General features: G+C 34.5%; 15 protein-coding genes and 2 pseudogenes. 6 read left to right on the plus strand and 11 right to left on the minus strand.

Features of this window, described 5'->3' with window-relative positions; all coding sequences use genetic code 11:
• Position 1 precedes the first annotated feature (1 nt).
• Both GXX20_07310 and GXX20_07315 read right to left on the minus strand, forming a co-directional pair.
• Positions 2–502, minus strand: a complete 501-nt coding sequence (locus tag GXX20_07310; GenBank protein HHW31464.1) for an NAD(P)H-dependent oxidoreductase subunit E — start codon at positions 500–502, stop codon at positions 2–4.
• 242 nt (positions 503–744) lie between these two features.
• Entirely contained in the window at positions 745–1,011 is a 267-nt protein-coding gene (locus GXX20_07315; protein HHW31465.1) for a hypothetical protein, read from the minus strand.
• Positions 1,012–1,614: 603 nt separating this feature from the next.
• On the opposite strand from GXX20_07315, the gene GXX20_07320 reads away from it, so the two are divergent.
• Positions 1,615–3,117, plus strand: a complete 1,503-nt coding sequence (locus GXX20_07320) for an aminotransferase class I/II-fold pyridoxal phosphate-dependent enzyme (GenBank protein ID HHW31466.1) — start codon at positions 1,615–1,617, stop codon at positions 3,115–3,117.
• Here the strand turns inward: GXX20_07320 and GXX20_07325 are convergent.
• On the minus strand, positions 3,070–3,483 hold the full coding sequence (locus GXX20_07325) for an EamA family transporter (protein ID HHW31467.1): 414 nt from the start codon (positions 3,481–3,483) through the stop codon (positions 3,070–3,072). The two genes, GXX20_07320 and GXX20_07325, sit on opposite strands and share 48 nt — an antisense overlap.
• A 326-nt stretch (positions 3,484–3,809) precedes the next feature.
• Here GXX20_07325 and GXX20_07330 point away from each other — a divergent pair, with 326 nt between their 5' ends.
• From GXX20_07330 to GXX20_07340, 3 genes are all read left to right on the plus strand, one after another.
• Positions 3,810–4,769 carry a hypothetical protein gene (locus tag GXX20_07330; GenBank protein ID HHW31468.1) on the plus strand — a complete coding sequence of 320 codons (960 nt, stop codon included), beginning with the start codon at positions 3,810–3,812 and terminating at the stop codon, positions 4,767–4,769.
• Between the two features lie 188 nt (positions 4,770–4,957).
• Positions 4,958–6,283: an MFS transporter gene (locus GXX20_07335; GenBank protein HHW31469.1), complete on the plus strand. Its 1,326-nt coding sequence runs from the start codon at positions 4,958–4,960 to the stop codon at positions 6,281–6,283.
• A gap of 1 nt (position 6,284) precedes the next feature.
• Positions 6,285–7,556: a LysM peptidoglycan-binding domain-containing protein gene (locus tag GXX20_07340; GenBank protein ID HHW31470.1), complete on the plus strand. Its 1,272-nt coding sequence runs from the start codon at positions 6,285–6,287 to the stop codon at positions 7,554–7,556.
• A gap of 36 nt (positions 7,557–7,592) precedes the next feature.
• Here the strand turns inward: GXX20_07340 and GXX20_07345 are convergent, their stop codons facing one another.
• The 4 genes from GXX20_07345 to GXX20_07360 all read right to left on the minus strand — a co-directional run bounded on the left by GXX20_07345 (position 7,593) and on the right by GXX20_07360 (position 12,262).
• Positions 7,593–8,840 (minus strand): glycosyltransferase family 2 protein, encoded by a 1,248-nt coding sequence (locus GXX20_07345; protein ID HHW31471.1) that lies wholly within the window; start codon positions 8,838–8,840, stop codon positions 7,593–7,595.
• A gap of 70 nt (positions 8,841–8,910) precedes the next feature.
• Entirely contained in the window at positions 8,911–9,888 is a 978-nt protein-coding gene (locus tag GXX20_07350; protein ID HHW31472.1) for a diaminopimelate dehydrogenase, read from the minus strand.
• Between the two features lie 143 nt (positions 9,889–10,031).
• Positions 10,032–11,318, minus strand: a complete 1,287-nt coding sequence (locus GXX20_07355) for an ABC transporter permease (protein HHW31473.1) — start codon at positions 11,316–11,318, stop codon at positions 10,032–10,034.
• Positions 11,315–12,262, minus strand: coding sequence for an ATP-binding cassette domain-containing protein (locus GXX20_07360; protein ID HHW31474.1), 948 nt, complete (start codon positions 12,260–12,262; stop codon positions 11,315–11,317). Before GXX20_07360 ends, GXX20_07355 begins: the two co-directional genes overlap by 4 nt.
• Before the next feature lie 548 nt (positions 12,263–12,810).
• Between GXX20_07360 and GXX20_07365 the strand changes: the two are divergent.
• Positions 12,811–14,544: pseudogene (locus GXX20_07365) on the plus strand (SulP family inorganic anion transporter).
• A 151-nt stretch (positions 14,545–14,695) separates the two neighbouring features.
• Positions 14,696–15,502, plus strand: coding sequence for a prolipoprotein diacylglyceryl transferase (locus GXX20_07370; protein ID HHW31475.1), 807 nt, complete (start codon positions 14,696–14,698; stop codon positions 15,500–15,502).
• A 30-nt stretch (positions 15,503–15,532) separates the two neighbouring features.
• Here GXX20_07370 and GXX20_07375 read toward each other — a convergent pair.
• The 4 genes and pseudogenes from GXX20_07375 to GXX20_07390 form a co-directional block, all read right to left on the minus strand.
• Positions 15,533–15,616: pseudogene (locus tag GXX20_07375) on the minus strand (dinitrogenase iron-molybdenum cofactor).
• 1 nt (position 15,617) lies between these two features.
• The gene (locus GXX20_07380; protein ID HHW31476.1) at positions 15,618–16,457 is read right to left on the minus strand and encodes an Mrp/NBP35 family ATP-binding protein; all 840 of its coding nucleotides are present in this window, start codon (positions 16,455–16,457) and stop codon (positions 15,618–15,620) included.
• 26 nt (positions 16,458–16,483) lie between these two features.
• A complete protein-coding gene (locus GXX20_07385; GenBank protein ID HHW31477.1) occupies positions 16,484–16,750 on the minus strand; it encodes a hypothetical protein in 267 nt (88 codons plus the stop codon).
• Between the two features lie 32 nt (positions 16,751–16,782).
• On the minus strand, positions 16,783–17,064 hold a 282-nt coding region (locus GXX20_07390), incomplete at its 5' end, for an ISLre2 family transposase (GenBank protein ID HHW31478.1).

Consider the following 17,064-nt stretch of genomic DNA (forward strand, 5'->3'; position numbering starts at 1 on the left):
ATTAGTTATACTTATTAATAATTACATGAAGTTTATCAGGATTTACTTGTTTATAGACTTTATCGTTAATTGTCATTGCCGGTGCCAGGCCGCATGCTCCTATACACCGCATGACTTCAAGGGTGAACCTTCCATCCTCCGTGGTGCCTCCTACATCAATATCAAGGAGCTCCTTCAATCTTTGAATAATCTGTTTACCGCCTCTTACATAACAGGCAGTTCCCAGACATACTCTTATGGTATTCCTACCTCTGGGCTTGGTCGAAAAAAATGAATAAAAGGAAACTACACCAGAAACTTTAGATAATGGTATCTGCAATCTTTCAGCGATAAACTGCTGTACTTCCATAGGAAGATAGCCAAAAATCCCCTGGGCGTAATGAAGGATTTGAATAAGGCAATCTTCTCTATAGCCATACTCTTTAATTAGTTCATCAACCCTTTCGTATTTTTCTTTTTCTGTCTCTTTTTTGCATGCACATTGGCTACTCTGAACGCTCATATAATCACTCCTATACTTTAATATTGATAAAATTATTTTGAGGCTTTTATGCTGAGCACATGCTGCTAGATTATACAGAGGGCTATGAAGTAGTTTTCTGAGTATGTATTTAAGTGTATTTATTAAGTATATTAAAGTGCATTATTGAGAGCAAAAATATTTTAAAAGTATGTTTATTTTTTAACAATCATTGTCAAAAAAATAACATATTAGGGCAAATAAAAATTTTTTTCTAATTACAATTAGTAAGAATAATTTTCTATAACCCTACTTTGTATTTTTGCTGCATCCATTACTTTGTCCATAATTATTCTATAGATATCGCAGAGTGAATCTTGCAGATCAAAGAAGTTTTTGATTTCTTTTAGTTTTCTTTCATTAAAATTACTTAAGTCGGCTAAATCAATTTCCATACCTTTATCACTGGAGCATAGTTGAAAAATTCCTTTATATACGTAGAAATCCTCAGTTATATTAAGGTTTACTACTTTAAGGTTTTTACAATACACTTTCCTTCCCTCCAAAATATCATTTTATTTTTTATATTTTGGCATGAAACTTATGCGAAGTCATAATGTGTATTCAAAAATGCCATTAAACGAACCCTGAAATGTTGTTTATTAACGAATATTCCTAGGAGGATTCCAAAGTAGCGGCTACTTATGAGGATTACTTATTGCCGACTTCCAGTGAATTTAACCATGAAGCAGATTTAAGTGAATATTAATACCTATTTATATTATACTACGCTGTCTTATAGAAAATATATTGTTCAAAAAAAAATACATGTTAACAATGAATGTAATAACGACTGTATGTTAATATTATCACAAACAAAAGACTTATGCAACTATTTTTCTATGAATTTATTAATAATTATTTTGTTTTAAATTGTATAAATTTTCGTACATACTATATATTACGCTAATTCAAATCATGGATGATATTCCTTAACGTTCCAAATATGCTTATATTCACCTTTTTGTATGAATTATCATATTATACTTATGTTCATTGTTTTATTTAGTACTGCAAAAAGGCAGGACATCTGTAGTTATAATTGGTCAATGACAGCGGCGGTATTTTAAAGGAATCGAGGCTTGACAATAACTATGGACCAAAATAAAACTCCGCTTTTTGATGCTATAAAAAGATATGTCAGTAATAATATAATACCCTTTCATGTGCCGGGGCATAAACATGGAAGAGGCCTGACAGAATTTAGAGATTATGTGGGCGAAGTGGTACTTCACATGGATGTAAATGGAATGGAGGATCTGGATTATGCTAATAATCCAACAGGTGTCATCTTTGAAGCTGAAAAACTAATGGCACAAGCATATGGCGCTAAAGATGCTTTTTTTCTTGTAAATGGAACAACTTCCGGTGTTCAAACCATGATAATGAGTGCCTGCGAACCTGGAAATAAAATTATTATACCCCGCAATGCCCATAAGTCTATAATTGGAGGAGTAATTTTAAGCGGAGCAATACCGGTATTTGTGCAACCTGAAATAAACAAAAACCTTGGTATTGCCATGGGAGTACCTGTAGAAAATATTAAATCAGCAATTAATAAGAATCCTCATTCCAAAGCTGTGCTTATAATAAATCCTACTTACTATGGTGTCGTATCAGATATAAAATCAATAATATCGATTGCTCATATGCACAAAATGGTGGTTCTGGCTGATGAAGCCCATGGAGCCCACATGCCTTTCCATAGCGGCTTTCCGGTTTCAGCAATAGAAGCTGGGGCAGATTTAAGCGCAATCAGTATGCATAAAACCGCTGGTTCGTTAACTCAAAGTTCTGCTCTTCTTTTAAACAGCAATATTATATCCCGCGACAGGGTCAGGCAGGTTTTAAATCTTACATATACCTCAAGTGCATCATATCTGTTAATGTGTTCACTGGATGCGGCAAGAAAGCAAATGGTTATGAGAGGAAAAGAGCTTCTGGAAAATGCTCTGCAACTTGCAAGATGGTCTAGAAACCAGCTTAACAATATTGAGGGAATATATGCTTTTGGCAAAGAAATTACAGGCACCCCAGGGTGTTTTGATTTTGATGAAACAAAATTAGGGATTAATGTACGTAATCTTGGTTACACAGGCTACCAAATAGAATCTATTTTAAGAAAACAATATAACATACAGGTGGAAATGTCTGACTTATATAATATTCTGGCTTTGATCACAATAGGAGACAGAAAGGAAGATGTAGAAGCTTTAGTGAATGCTTTCAAAGATATATCATTAAAATCAAAAATCAAAGAACTCAAAAATTCTACTATTATACCTCCAAACCCAGAAATGATAGTTTCACCTCGTGATGCTTTCTACAGCAATAAAAAGGTAGTCAGCTTGGAAGCGGCCGAAGGTGAAATTGCAGGAGAAATGATTATGGCATATCCGCCAGGAATACCTGTAATATGCCTTGGAGAAAGAATTACTAAGGATATAATAGACTATATTAAAATATTAAAGGAAGAAAAGTGCCAGCTTCAGGGTACTGCGGATCCCTTTGTAGAACATATTAGTGTCCTGGGTACCAAGGAAGGGGATTTAAATAATCATAATAATGCCAAGAATGACCAATACAGCACCCATTAGTCTGATAAATGTTATTTTCTCTCCCAGAAATATGGCAGCAAAAACCAGAGTTACAAGTGGGGAACTAGACATGATAATTGTAACCAGGGACACTTCTCCCCTTTTCACTGCTGCAAAATAGGCCAAATCACCTATTAGTGTGGCAAGGACTGCCTCAATGGCAATACAAAGCCATCCATTTATATTTATATTTTTGATATCTGGGAAATTTCCGCTAAAGGTACTCCATATCAATATCACGCATGCAGCGAACAAAGTTCTGATTGTTAAACCCGTTACCGAATTTACATTTCTTAATGCAAGCTTTGCAAATATTGGTGCAATTCCCCAGCATACCATTCCAAATAATGCCAATAGGAATACCATAACTTTTTTTCTCCAAATTGACTTTTTAAAAAATTTATTCATAAGCAATAATGTGTTGTCTTATTTCCTATAACATGAAATTATGCCTTATATTAACTATTTAGTACTAATTCATTAAAATTAACGGAAAATGTTTTTCTTTATGTAATGATTTGATATGCGATGAAATGCTTTTCATATGCAATAAACTTTTTCATTTGCAATAAAATAATGTCTGAATAAAGGAAATGATTAATGGTATTTAATGATAGCATTAAATAAACTGCTTATACAAATAATAATTAAAGCTCATAAATGCAATTTGTTTTTAATTTATTTACTACTATATGACAATAATCATTCAATATCAGGGGGTTTTTATATTGAATTGTAATGGGAAAATACGTTACTTATTTTTTATAGCATATTTATTATGCTTTTTTGTATTGTCAGGTTTTAAAAGCAAAATCTGTTACAATTACATTATTGAAAATAATGAGGAGCCCTATTATTATGAGGAAAATACTCCTGAATTTGAGGAACCTCTTGTTTCTGGTCCAATAAAGGACTTACCCTGGGATGAAAATGAATCTTTTTTAAATTCTTTAGAACAAAATAATACACCAATATTAATGGCTGCTTACAGAACAGTTCTTAAAAATCCTCTTCCAGGGGAAGAATATAATGTCCACCTGGCCGCCAGCTTGTTATGCGGAACAATAATAAAGCCAGGAGAAGTTTTTTCTCAGAATCAGCTCCTTGGCCCTTATACGAAAGAAAAAGGTTATAGGGAAGGGCCTACTTATATTGGTTCTCAACTGACAACAACTGTAGGCGGAGGAGTGTGTAAAATATCATCTACACTCTATAATGTGGCAATTCTCTGTAATCTTGAAATAGTCCAGCGGTACAACCATAGTATGCCTGTACCCTATGTACCTTATGGTCAGGATGCCACTGTAGCATATGGTGTAAAAGACTTAAAAATCAGGAATAATACGGACTTCCCCATCATGATCTGGGCTGAAGGTATTGGGGAAATCCTTTATATTGCTTTCTACGGATCTCAGGAACCTCCGGAAGTAAAGTGGCATCATGAATTTCTTGCAACTGAAAAAGCACCTTATATATATAAAATTAATCCTGCACTGGCAGAAGGAGAACAAAACGTACTACTTGAAGGGATGAATGGAGCAACGGTAAAGTCATGGGTTACTATTCATTACAGTGATGGCAGGGTTGTTACAAGACAATTAGGTATAAGCCATTATTTACCTATGCCCCATATTATTGAAAGAAATAAATAAATATAATGTAATGTTCATAAATAATAAACTGGGTTATTCTGCTAATGGAAAAGAAATAAAAAATAATATAATCAAATAATAATTCATAATAATAAATTGAATACGCTAAAAAATACTTAGTATATATTCTGAATAAAGATAATAGAGTATAAAAAGTAATCTTTATTATCTTAATCGGGTTATTTTACATGAAAAAATCTTTTAGGTTATTTCTCTTAGCTTACAGTTTATCTAATTTTGGAGATACTCTTAGAGTTGTAGCTGTAACCATTCTCATTTTTAATATAACAGGATCCGGCTTGTCTGCAGGTCTCTCAGTATTTTATTCATTGATACCGGGTATTATGTTGTCAAGATTTGCAGGAAAGCTGGGAGATATATTCCATCCAAAATACGTTTTGGTGATTGTAGAACTTATTAGGAGTATTGTGGTAATACTTTTTATTTCATTTAATGATATTTCGGTGATTTTTATATTACTGGTCATTCTTGCAACTCTGGATGTAATATATAATCCATCTTTTAGAAAAATTTGCGTAAACCTTGCAGGAAAAGATAAAGTGCTAAGAGGCAATTCCCTTCTAAGTGGCGTTTCAGGGCTCACAAATATTCTAGGCTCATTGCTTTCAGTAATTATTATAAGCACTTGTGGCTCAGACTGTATTTTTTTAATAAATAGTATTTTACATGCTTTGTCTGCAGCAATTATCATACTCCTTAATACAGGTCCAGCCTATGGATACAGAACTCACTATAAGCTTATTCAAAGAGACAATAAACTTTTTCATAGTATGAATAAAAAGGGAATCATGCAAAAAATAGCATTTGGGAATATTTTAGAATCTTTAGGGAATTGTAGTAATATAAACGTAATTAAAGAGATTTTTCTGATTAATGTAATTATATCCTTTTGCATAATATCAATAAATATGGCCTTTTATCCCTTTGCCTTTGATGTGCTAAAAGTGACTGAAAAGGGATGGAGCCTGATAATGTCAATATTTTACACAGCTAACATACTGGCAATGATAATAAGTATTACTTTTACAAAAAAGATTAAGAAAATATACATGCTCTTTGTTTATGTATTTCTTTTCATTGTATCAGTAATATGGTTTACCTATAGTATACTTGATAACATTGTCATTATACTGCTTCTTCAGTTAGTTGAAGGAATATCTTTATCTTTATGCGGAATACTCTTACTGTCAAAACTTCAAATTTCAATTGAACCCCAATATTTATCCAGAATAACAGGCTTAAGTGATTATATAAATAATATGGGAAAACTTGCTGGTACAGTCTATGCATATATCATAATCAAGTATTATTCTGTAAAACATGTTTTTGTTTTTAGCTCATTTATCATACTTTCATATGTTCTATTCAAAACAGCAATATCTGGATGGTCACACTTTTACCCGGTAAAAAATAATATATATAAGGGTAAATATATTGAAGTGTATAAAAAAGTAAGAAAATATAGAAAGAATAAAATATGGATTGGAGATTAAAGTGGAAACATTAATGAGGGGTTCTACAGGCCCAAATGTTAAACTTATTCAAAGTCTTCTCAATAGAATAGGCTATAATTCAGGTCCGGTAGACGGATTTTTCGGTTCCATGACAGAGCAGGCTGTAATAAGATTTCAAAGGGATAATGACCTGGTAGCAGACGGTATAGTTGGTCCTGCCACATGGAACGTGTTTGAAAGACTCTTAAGAGGCTATGATGTATATACAATACGCAGAGGGGATACTGTATATAATATAGCCGCCAGATATTATACTACTATTAATGCAATATTAACTGCAAATCCTGGTTTAAATCCACTTAATTTATCAATAGGGCAAAGAATTATAGTCCCTTATGGAATAGATATCGTATTTACTGATATTGACTATACTTATGAAATTCTTGAGCTACAGATTCAAGGACTTCAAGTAAGATATCCCTTCCTTGAAATCGGCAGTATCGGTACCAGTGTAATGGGTAAAAATTTATATTATATTAGATTAGGCCGCGGTCCCCGAGAAGTGTCATATAATGGATCCCATCATGGTAATGAATGGATCAGTACACCCCTGTTAATGAAATTTATAGAAAATTTCTCCAAAGCCTATTCTGTTGGAGGAAATATTCGGGGATATAATATACCTAATATTTTTAACAGCAGCAGTATATACATTGTACCTATGGTAAACCCTGATGGAGTGAACATGGTAACCTATTGGCCGAATTATCCGAGCCCGGTTTATGAACAGGCGGCGCAGCTTAATAATACCGGTTTGCCGCTTCCCAGAGTGTGGAAGGCTAATATTCGTGGTGTAGATTTAAATCTTAATTATCCTGCAGAATGGGAAAGAGAGAAACAGCTTCAGCTGGAACAAGGAATCAATTCTCCAAGGCCAAGGGATTATGGAGGTGAAGCTCCTTTATCAGAACCTGAATCTCTTGCCATGTATAATTTCACAAGGAACCATAATTTTAGACTGGTTATAGCTTATCATACTCAAGGTGAAGTAATATATTGGCAATTCTTAGATCTTGCCCCACCTGAAGCATTGACAATAGCCAATATTTTTTCAAGAGCCAGCGGATATACAGTTGTAGACATTGCAGGTGAAGCAGCATATGCAGGATACAAAGACTGGTTTATCCAGGACTTTCGAAGGCCGGGATATACCATTGAGTTAGGTAGGGGGGTTAATCCCTTGCCAATTAGCCAATTTAACAGTATATATGAAAAAAACGAAGAAATCATGCTTCTTGCACCAATAATTTAGGGTATCCTTTTATCATAAAAGTGCAGGACTGTCCCTCTACCTTGTAACCTGCTCTGTAAAAGTATGAGGAATTTGTACCCAGGTAACCTTTTTCGCCAGAGCAGCTATTGCAATAGGTACATATGTAAATATAAAGAATGGGAAAGGAAACAAATATAGTATTTTTTTGTGTCTATCGCAATGAATTTGTTTCCATTCAGTAATAAGCGTTATTAATCCAAAGAATAGCAGTGATAAATATACCTTGTATATAATAGAACATGTCTCAGATAAAGCTGTAACTACAACTTCATAATGAAAATTAATTAATCCATATATTACAGCCAAAATGTTTATGGTTAATAAAACCAGCAAAAACAGAATTGCAGGAAAAACTGTTGCCAGCATGTCAAAGCATTGGAATCCTTTATCTGACCAGCATCCTCGCAAAAGTTTCATGCCATAGTTTTGTACTATCTGATAAAATCCTTTTGTCCACCTTATTCTTTGATTCCAGGATGTTTTAAGGTCAATGGGTTGTTCATCATAAAGGATGGCTTTTTCACAGTAACCAATAACTTCGCCATGCAGAACCTTATCCACTGTAAATTCAATATCTTCTGTCATTAAGTGGTATTTCCATCCTCCATCTTTTTTAATAATTTCGCTGGATACCAGAAAACCTGTCCCGGAAATTGTGCAACTGGTACGGCAAATCATTCTTGCACCATTTAAATATTTTGACTCGCGTAAAAACCACAAGGCATATCCCGCTGAAATCCAATTATAACCGTAATTTTTAGAATTTCTATAACTTGTCACAACAGAATATCCTGCATCAAACACTTTATTAATTTCTTTTACAAAATTAGCATCCAGTATATTATCTGCATCAAAAACCAGATATCCCTCATAATGATCAATGCCGTAATATTCTTTAATTTTTTTAAAGGCAAATTCTAAAGCATATCCCTTACCTATTTTTTCCTCATCATATCGTTCAAAAACAATTGCCCCATATCTACGTGCTACTTCTGCAGTATTATCTGTACAATTATCGGCAATAACGAAAATATCCAAAAGTTCCTTCGGATAATCTTGAGAATGTATACTCTTTAAAAGGTCTCCTATAACCTTGCTTTCATTCCTGGCAGGGACTACAACGGCATATTTGTGCATTTTTTGTGTTCTAAATTCCGGCATTTTCTTTAATAATCGTATGCATACAAAAACAAACTGATATGAATAAAAGCATAAAATTAAAACAGATATTAACAAGTTTAAGTATTTCAAGAATTCCGCCATGCAATTCTACCTTCCTTTGGATGTTATCAGATGACAGTATTCTTATGTTCTTATGCTTTTATTAATCAGGTTAAAGCAATTCTTTTCTAAGCTGTTCTGCAGACTTTATTGATAAATATCCAAGGGGTATATCAAATACTGTTCTGGCTCCAGTTTGTCCTTCCTTATTTAATCTATAGGCAGCTCTGGCATAAGCTACAAGCACACTTGATGTAAACTCAGGATTGCTGTCCAGTTTGAGAGAAAATTCAATAATTTGCTTATTTCTATCTCCAGTAACGCCACTGCAAATTACAAATCCCCCATGAGGCATGGAAGAATGATTCTGCTTTAATTCCTCTTCTGATATAAAGGTTACTCTTGTATCATAATCAGCAAAATAACCAGGCATGTTTTTTATTTCTTTTTCGATGGCAGCCTTATCAGCTCCCTCTTCTGCAACTACATAACAATCTCTGATATGTTTTTCTCTGGCAGATAATTCTGGATTTTCTCCATTTCTGACTCTTTCAATAGCTTCCTGGACTGGAATGGTATATTGAATTCCAGACTTTACTCCCTTTACCCGCCTTATTGCATCAGAATGTCCCTGACTCACACCTCTTCCCCAAAAAGTATATATAGAACCATGGGGTAATACTGCTTGAGATATTAATCTATTTATAGAAAACAGTCCCGGATCCCAGCCTATTGATATGATGCCAATCTTTCCTCCGGTATCTGCAGCCTGCTGTATCATGTCAAAATATTCAGGGATTCTTGAATGGTTATCGTAACTATCCACAGTATTAAATAACCTGGCAAATCTTGGCCCCTGTTCCGGTAAATCGGTAGCAGATCCTCCGCACAGAATCATAACGTCAATCTTATCCTTCATCTTTTCTGCCTCAGATATATGGAATACATTGACAGAAGGGTCTAAAGGTGTAATCTTTTCTGGATCCCTTCTTGTAAATATTGCAACAAGCTCCATATCAGGATTTTGTTTTATTGCAAGTTCTACACCTCTTCCAAGATTTCCATATCCTACAATACCAATTCGAATCATATGTTTATTGTGCTCCTTTCAAGCTATAAGTTAATTTCCCACAAAATTATTGCCTTTTTCCCTCAAAATATAATTATTATTGTTTATTGTACTAAATGAAAAATACAAATTCAATAAACTCCCTTGGATACGTCATACTCTCTCTATTGTGCATTCCTGAAAACTGATTTTACTGCCTTGAAAAATCCTATTTTATTGCCATAATTTAATGTACCCATACGGTAAATTCTAATTGCCAGGTAAGCCATAAAATACAAAGTAATCAACAATAAAATTATTGCAACAATAAGATCTGTCAAAGGCACGGTAGTCATTGTATAGCGAATAAACATAGCCATTGGCGATGTAAACGGAACAATTGATATAACTTTCATCAATAAACTGTCAGGCATGTTCAGGCTAATACTGCAAAGAAGAAATGCAGCAATAAATACAAATTGAATAGGAGTCATAGAACTGTTAACTTCTTCAACTTTACTTACTAATGCACCTACCGAAGCATATAAAAAGTAATACATGAGAGTTCCGAAAAGAGCAAATATTATGAAAACAAATATAGCTCCCAAACTCATTCCTTCCTGTATGGCTCTTATCAGAAATTCAGGGTAATTGTTCTGATTTAAGGCAATACCAAAACCTGCTGTTAAGATCATTAATAACAGCTGTCCAATGCTAACAACTGTTGAAGCCAGTACTTTGCCCCATATAAGGTTCTTTGAAGAAGTATTTGTAATAAGCAGTTCCATCGTACGGTCATTTTTTTCCCGTGCAACAGAAGTCGCAACTGAGTTACCATATAAAATTATTATAAAGTAGACTAAAAACATTCCAACATAGGCGAAAAGAAATCCAGTGGTGGCATTTTTTCCCAATATTTCAGTATTTGCCTGAATGTGGACACTCTCAGCTTTATCAACCTTTACCGGGTCAATCCCTTCTTCCAGCAAAATAATGTTTCGGTTATATCTTGATAATTCAGCAGAAATAATGCTGGTGCTTCTGTCATACATGGATAAGTCATTTGCAATAAGTATATAACTCGTTATTGATGTAATTAAAATACCTTTTTCAATTTCTCCACTTTCTACTGCTTTACGCAATTCCTTTTCATCAAAATAGTATTTCGCAACATTAAAAGGATAAAATGCTTTCAATTCTTCCCGGTCTATTACGTTATTTACAATAGAATAACCATATTCATTATTTCCTGTGATGTTTATTGCATTATATTCTTCTGTCTTATTTTCTTCTATTATTTCCTGTTCTGTATTCCTCTCTGATACTTTATTATCAAACATAGAAATAATAGTTGGAATAAAAGTCCCAATCAGAATTATAACCAGAATAATTAACGTTGTGATCCTTACGGCTTTTTCTTTTAGTTTATTGCAAAGTTCAAATGCAAATACCACTTTCATGTCCTTCATCATATTTTCCCCCCTTCAGGCCCTTCTTCCTGATTATAAGAAGTATCCCCGCTTTCAAGGCGTATAAATATCTCTTCCAAGCTAGGTTCATAGAAACTAAACAGTTCAATCGGAAGATTGAGGTAAATGATATCTGACAAAACCTGGTTAGCAGTTTTATCCCTTAAACACTCAACTATCAGCGAATGCCTGTCTTTATCCACTTTAACATCGGATAATCTGGATATTTCTCTTTGAGACTCTTCAAGAGATAAATCCGATATTCTTATTCGCAGTTTGTTCTTGCCAAGTTTTCTCTTAATATCTCTTAAATTGTCACTTAGAATAATCCTTCCGTTCTGTATAAATGTCACGTCATCACAAAATTCTTCAACATGACCCATTTGATGGCTGGAAAAGATTACAATCCTGTTCTTGGTAATAAATTCACGGATTAAATCCTTTAAAACTTGAGCATTAACAGGATCAAGTCCGCTGAAGGGTTCATCAAGAATGAGTATATCTGGATCATCAATAACTGCCTGTAATATTTGAATTTTTTGCTGATTGCCTTTAGATAAAGTATCCAATGTTTTCTTTGCATATTCTAGCAGATCTACACGTTCTAGCCATTGGATAGCTGATTTTTTTGCGTCAGCCTTAGACATATGCTTAAGCTGTCCGAAGTATACCAACTGATCAAGAATTGATATTTTAGCATACATTCCTCTTTCTTCAGGCAAATACCCTATTTTATAATCCTTTCTATTAAAAGGTTTTCCGTCAAGAATTAATTCTCCCGAATCAGGTTCAAACACATTCATCAAAACCCTTATTGTTGTGGTTTTTCCGGCACCATTTCTGCCAAGAAACCCCATTGCCCTGCCGCTTTCCACCTTAAAGGATACATTATGAAGAATTTGTTTTCCTGAAAAACTTTTGTTAATATTGCATACTTCTAATCTCATATAATACCTCACGCTTTACTATTAAAATATTTATTTTTTTATTAATCTATAAAGAACATTTCCTTTTTAAATTCAATTCTCCAGCATAAGGATAAAAAGATAATTTTAGCTCTTACAAAATATATAAAATTGTATCATTTTAGCCAGTTATATACAAGGTACATGGAAAGATCTGTCCAGAATAATAAACTATATGAGACCATTGAAAATATCTTAGTTAAAATCAGGATACAATTTAAGTTAATTCGTTGCGGTAGCTTTCTTAAGGCATATGCTCCAAGCTAGCACAACAGTCTACTTTAATACATTTGGTATAGGACAATACCAACATATATTGCAAATACGTAATAAGGTTGATAAAATTGAATTTAAGCTGTGTAAATACTAGTGTTTGAAACATGCTACAAATATTTATAATCAGCTTTTTTCCGTTGTATAACTTACGATTTGCAAATCTTCTTTAACTTTTTCAAATCGTAAATTATATATAATAAATTTTGTATTTTGAGTTTGATAACTTAAATAGCTTAATATTGGGAGCGATGAAGATGAATTCTCTGACAGAAAAAATATTAAAGTATATACCGGTTCTAGATACTGTGAAGTCTTATAAAAAAGAATACATAAAAAAAGATACAATTTCTGCATTGACAGTAGCTGTACTGGCAATACCACAGTCTATGGCATATGCTATTATTGCAGGAGTAAATCCGGTATATGGACTATACACTGCAATTGTTACCAGTATATTCGGGTCAGCATTCGGAAGCTCAAGCCATCTCATAACCGGACCTACCAACGCCATTTCTTTATTAATAGCTAGTAATATGAAAAATTATATGGGCAGGGAAAACGCCTATGAAATGCTATTTATGATGACTTTCATAGTAGGTATAATACAAATCCTGTTTGGGATAATAAAACTGGGAAAGGTAATCAATTATGTTTAACATGCTGTAATTGTAGGTTTCACAGCAGGTGCGGGAGTATTAATAGCCTTAGGACAGTTAAATCAAATTTTGGGCATCAGTATCAAAAATTCTGCCCAGATGACCACGATGGAAAAGGTATTTTATGTACTTGGCAATATTGGAAGTACAAACATGTTTTCACTTGGGTTGGGAGTACTTACCATACTAGTAGTAATAGCATGTAAAAAATGGAATAAAAACCTTCCCGGCGCATTAATCGGTATTATGCTTTCCATTGTTATTGTTGTGCTGTTTGACCTTGATAAAGCAGGTGTAAAATTAACAGGAGATATTCCTTCCTCACTGCCTCCCTTTAAGTTGTTCAATCTAGATATAAATTCTGCAAGGGAGTTGCTCAGCGGTGCTCTTGCTATTGCGATTATCGGCCTGGTAGAAGCAATTTCTATTGCCAAATCCATTTCAAGTACATCTCGAGAGAAGATTAATCCCAACCAGGAGTTTATCGGACAGGGAATTGCTAATGTGGCAGGATCTTTTTTTCAATGTTTCGCCAGTTCGGGATCTTTTACCCGTTCTGCAGTAAATTATTACAGCGGAGCAGCCACCAGATTTTCAGGAATCCTGTCAGGTGTAATTGTAGCAATAATACTGTTCTTCTTCGCTCCTTATGCAAAATATATACCGATGCCCAGCCTTGCCGGGGTCATTATGACTATTGCCTACAGCATGGTAAATAAGAAGGAAATGCGAAAAGTATATAAGGTGGGAAAATCAGATTCTGTTGTAATGTGGCTTACCTTTGGAGCAACTGTACTGATGCCTGACCTCGACTGGGCCATATATATGGGTATTATTATATCTATAGCACTTTATCTTAGGGATACCAACAAGGTTCCGGTAAAAATTCTGGTGCCTTCTACAGAAGCAGGAGGCTATTTTAGAGAACGGGAGATTGATACCGTAAAAACAAAAGAAGATATACTAATTGTACAGATAGAAGGCAACCTTTATTTCGGTTCTGCTTATGATCTGGAGCACAAACTGGAGACACTGGTTGACAAGGCAAGGGTTTTCATTCTTAGGATGAAAAGTGTTACAATGATTGATATAACATCCTTAGATACACTCAAGGTATTTATACGGCGTATAAAGGAGAACGGAGGAACAGTCCTGGTATGCGGTGTAAGCACCGGACTTAATTCCATGCTGCTAAACTCCGAACTAACAGATGAAATTGGAGAAGAGAATATATTCATGTTTGAAAATGAAGTCTTTGCCTCATCCAAAAGAGCTATAGAGAAAGCACAGATGATTTTAAAGGAAAAACAACCTTCCCCTGTTAAAACCTGATTTTCTGATTCCGTATGACACAATAAAAAAGCCATATATTAGGCTTTTACAGAGACTTTTGTATTGGATTTGCTCCTAAACTTTATAGTACAACTTTTAAAGGCTGGAATCTAATGTTCATATTTTAATTACACATTTAGAAAGGTGATTTATGATAAATAAATATATTGTAGAGAACCTATTTGGCATTAATGGATTAAATATTGCATGGTATGGAGTTATTATTGGGTTCGGAATTTTAATTGGGGTTTTTATCGCCTGTCATGAAGCAAAACAACAGAACCTAAAAAATGATATTATCTTTGATTTCCTCTTTTTAGCACTCCCCATCGCTATTATCTGCGCAAGGATTTATTATGTTGTATTTGAATGGAAACAGTATACTGGGAACTTTATGAAAATAATTGCTATTTGGGAAGGTGGACTTGCTATATATGGAGGTGTTATCGGCGGATTAATTGCTGCGATTATATTTTCTAAACGCAACCATTTTCCACTTTTTCGTCTTATTGACATGGTTGTACCTAGCTTAATTCTTGGGCAGGCAATTGGGCGCTGGGGTAATTTTATAAATCAAGAAGCTTATGGAAACGTAGTCACTAATCCAGAACTCCAGTTTTTCCCCTACTCCGTATATATAGAACAGTTAGGAGAATGGCATCAAGCTACATTTTTCTATGAAAGCATGTGGAATTTATGCATATTTACCATACTGATTTATTTTCGAAAAAGGACAAAGTTTAGCGGTCAACTTTTAGCAACTTATTTTATGGGATATGGATTAGGCCGATTTTGGATTGAAGGGTTACGTGCAGATAGCCTTTACTTATTCTCTGGGCTTAGAATATCGCAAATAGTATCATTGGTTCTAATTATTACAGGAATTATTATGATTGTCTTACGGAAAAAACTCTTAAAAGAAGCACCTGAGTATAAAGGTGAATATATGATTAAATAAAAAGATACCTCTGCCAGTTTTGACACTGAAGGTGTCATAAATCATAAACCCTTCGCAATGTCCAAAGTGCTGAGTCACCATTCCTTTATCACTTGCTACAGCAATTTTTATCATTTTAGTTTTCCTCCATTTCTTCTAATATTTTAGCAACAGGCTTAAGCCAATCACCATCAAAGAGTTCTATCACGCCCTTATCACACGCGGCTGAAATTTTGGGATTGATAGGAATCTTAGCAAGCACTTTTAATTTGTGCTTTTCGGCAATTTCATCAATATGGCTGTCTCCGAATATTTTGTGCTCCTTACCACAATCCGGACATTTATAGCAGGACATATTTTCTACTAAACCAATGATAGGGATATTCATCAGCTCAGCCATCTTTACTGCTTTTGATACAATCATGGATACCAGTTCCTGTGGTGAAGTTACCACAATAATCCCGTCAACTGCAATGGATTGAAATACCGTAAGAGGGACATCGCTGGTACCTGGTGGCATATCAATAAACATGAAATCCACATCACTCCAGATAACATCCGTCCATAACTGCTTTACCGTATTACCAATTATAGGCCCTCTCCACACAACAGGATCAGTATCATTCTCTAAAAGCAAATTGATAGACATAATATCAATACCTGTCTTACTTCTAACCGGAAACAGGCCAAATTCACTGCCTGTGGCTTTTTCTCTTATACCAAATGCTTTTGGAATAGAAGGTCCGGTAACATCCGCATCAAGAATAGCGGTGTGATAACCCATTCTATTCATGGTAACTGCAAGCAGAGAGGTTACCAGCGACTTGCCAACCCCTCCTTTCCCGCTGACAACACCAATAACCTTTTTGATACTGCTTATTTCATGTGGTTTCTCGGATAAAGCATTTTTCTTTTCCTTTCTTTCCGCACAGTCTTCCAGGCAACTGTTACAACTTTGATTGCAATTCTCACTCATAATCTTATCTCCTTTATTTTAGATTGTTATTTCTCTACCAGCTGACAGATAATCAATACTGTTTGTGTCAAGTATTCGTAGGCAAATTTTTCATTTTCCTTGCAGTAAGAATTTGTCAATATTTTTATGCTTAGCTTGAGACTACTTACCGCATTTATTCCACGGTTCCCTTGACAACGAGCCTCTATCGGCATGCATTCAGGCATCACCGGCACCACCCATTCTGAGCAAGCAGCAGGGCGTTGGAGTATGGCTGATGCCTGGCTAAGAAGCCTAACATGCCGCATACTCATTGTCAAGGGACTTTCGCGGCATAAACGCTACCTTATCTATATACCATTTCACTGAATACTTTAAGGTCAAACATATTACGGATTGCTTTCCTACCATTTGTAATCTTGCAGTTCGAAAATGGTATTTGCCCTTGGTGTATTGGATATAATGACTTCTTAACTGTTTTCTTTACTGCTGCCTGGGTACTGCTAATAGTTTCTACAAAACGCTCTGTAAGCCTTTCTGAAAGCTGTCCTGATATAAGTGCTGATATCTTATCTTTGAAACCTTTCTCCATCTTTAAAGCTATGATTTTTGATAAGTTGTTAGCCCC

It is taken from the genome of Clostridiaceae bacterium (genome assembly GCA_012840395.1).
GTDB lineage: Bacteria > Bacillota > Clostridia > Acetivibrionales > DULL01 > DULL01.

Coding starts and splice junctions, on each gene's coding strand:
- GXX20_07350 (HHW31472.1), bottom strand. CDS start 9,888: ATGATTCGAATTGGTATTGTAGGATATGGAAATCTTGGAAGAGGTGTA.
- GXX20_07345 (HHW31471.1), bottom strand. CDS start 8,840: ATGGCGGAATTCTTGAAATACTTAAACTTGTTAATATCTGTTTTAATT.
- GXX20_07385 (HHW31477.1), bottom strand. CDS start 16,750: ATGAGTATGCGGCATGTTAGGCTTCTTAGCCAGGCATCAGCCATACTC.
- GXX20_07335 (HHW31469.1), top strand. CDS start 4,958: ATGAAAAAATCTTTTAGGTTATTTCTCTTAGCTTACAGTTTATCTAAT.
- GXX20_07355 (HHW31473.1), bottom strand. CDS start 11,318: ATGATGAAGGACATGAAAGTGGTATTTGCATTTGAACTTTGCAATAAA.
- GXX20_07325 (HHW31467.1), bottom strand. CDS start 3,483: ATGGTATTCCTATTGGCATTATTTGGAATGGTATGCTGGGGAATTGCA.
- GXX20_07310 (HHW31464.1), bottom strand. CDS start 502: ATGAGCGTTCAGAGTAGCCAATGTGCATGCAAAAAAGAGACAGAAAAA.
- GXX20_07330 (HHW31468.1), top strand. CDS start 3,810: ATGACAATAATCATTCAATATCAGGGGGTTTTTATATTGAATTGTAAT.
- GXX20_07380 (HHW31476.1), bottom strand. CDS start 16,457: ATGAGTGAGAATTGCAATCAAAGTTGTAACAGTTGCCTGGAAGACTGT.
- GXX20_07360 (HHW31474.1), bottom strand. CDS start 12,262: ATGAGATTAGAAGTATGCAATATTAACAAAAGTTTTTCAGGAAAACAA.
- GXX20_07320 (HHW31466.1), top strand. CDS start 1,615: ATGGACCAAAATAAAACTCCGCTTTTTGATGCTATAAAAAGATATGTC.
- GXX20_07370 (HHW31475.1), top strand. CDS start 14,696: ATGATAAATAAATATATTGTAGAGAACCTATTTGGCATTAATGGATTA.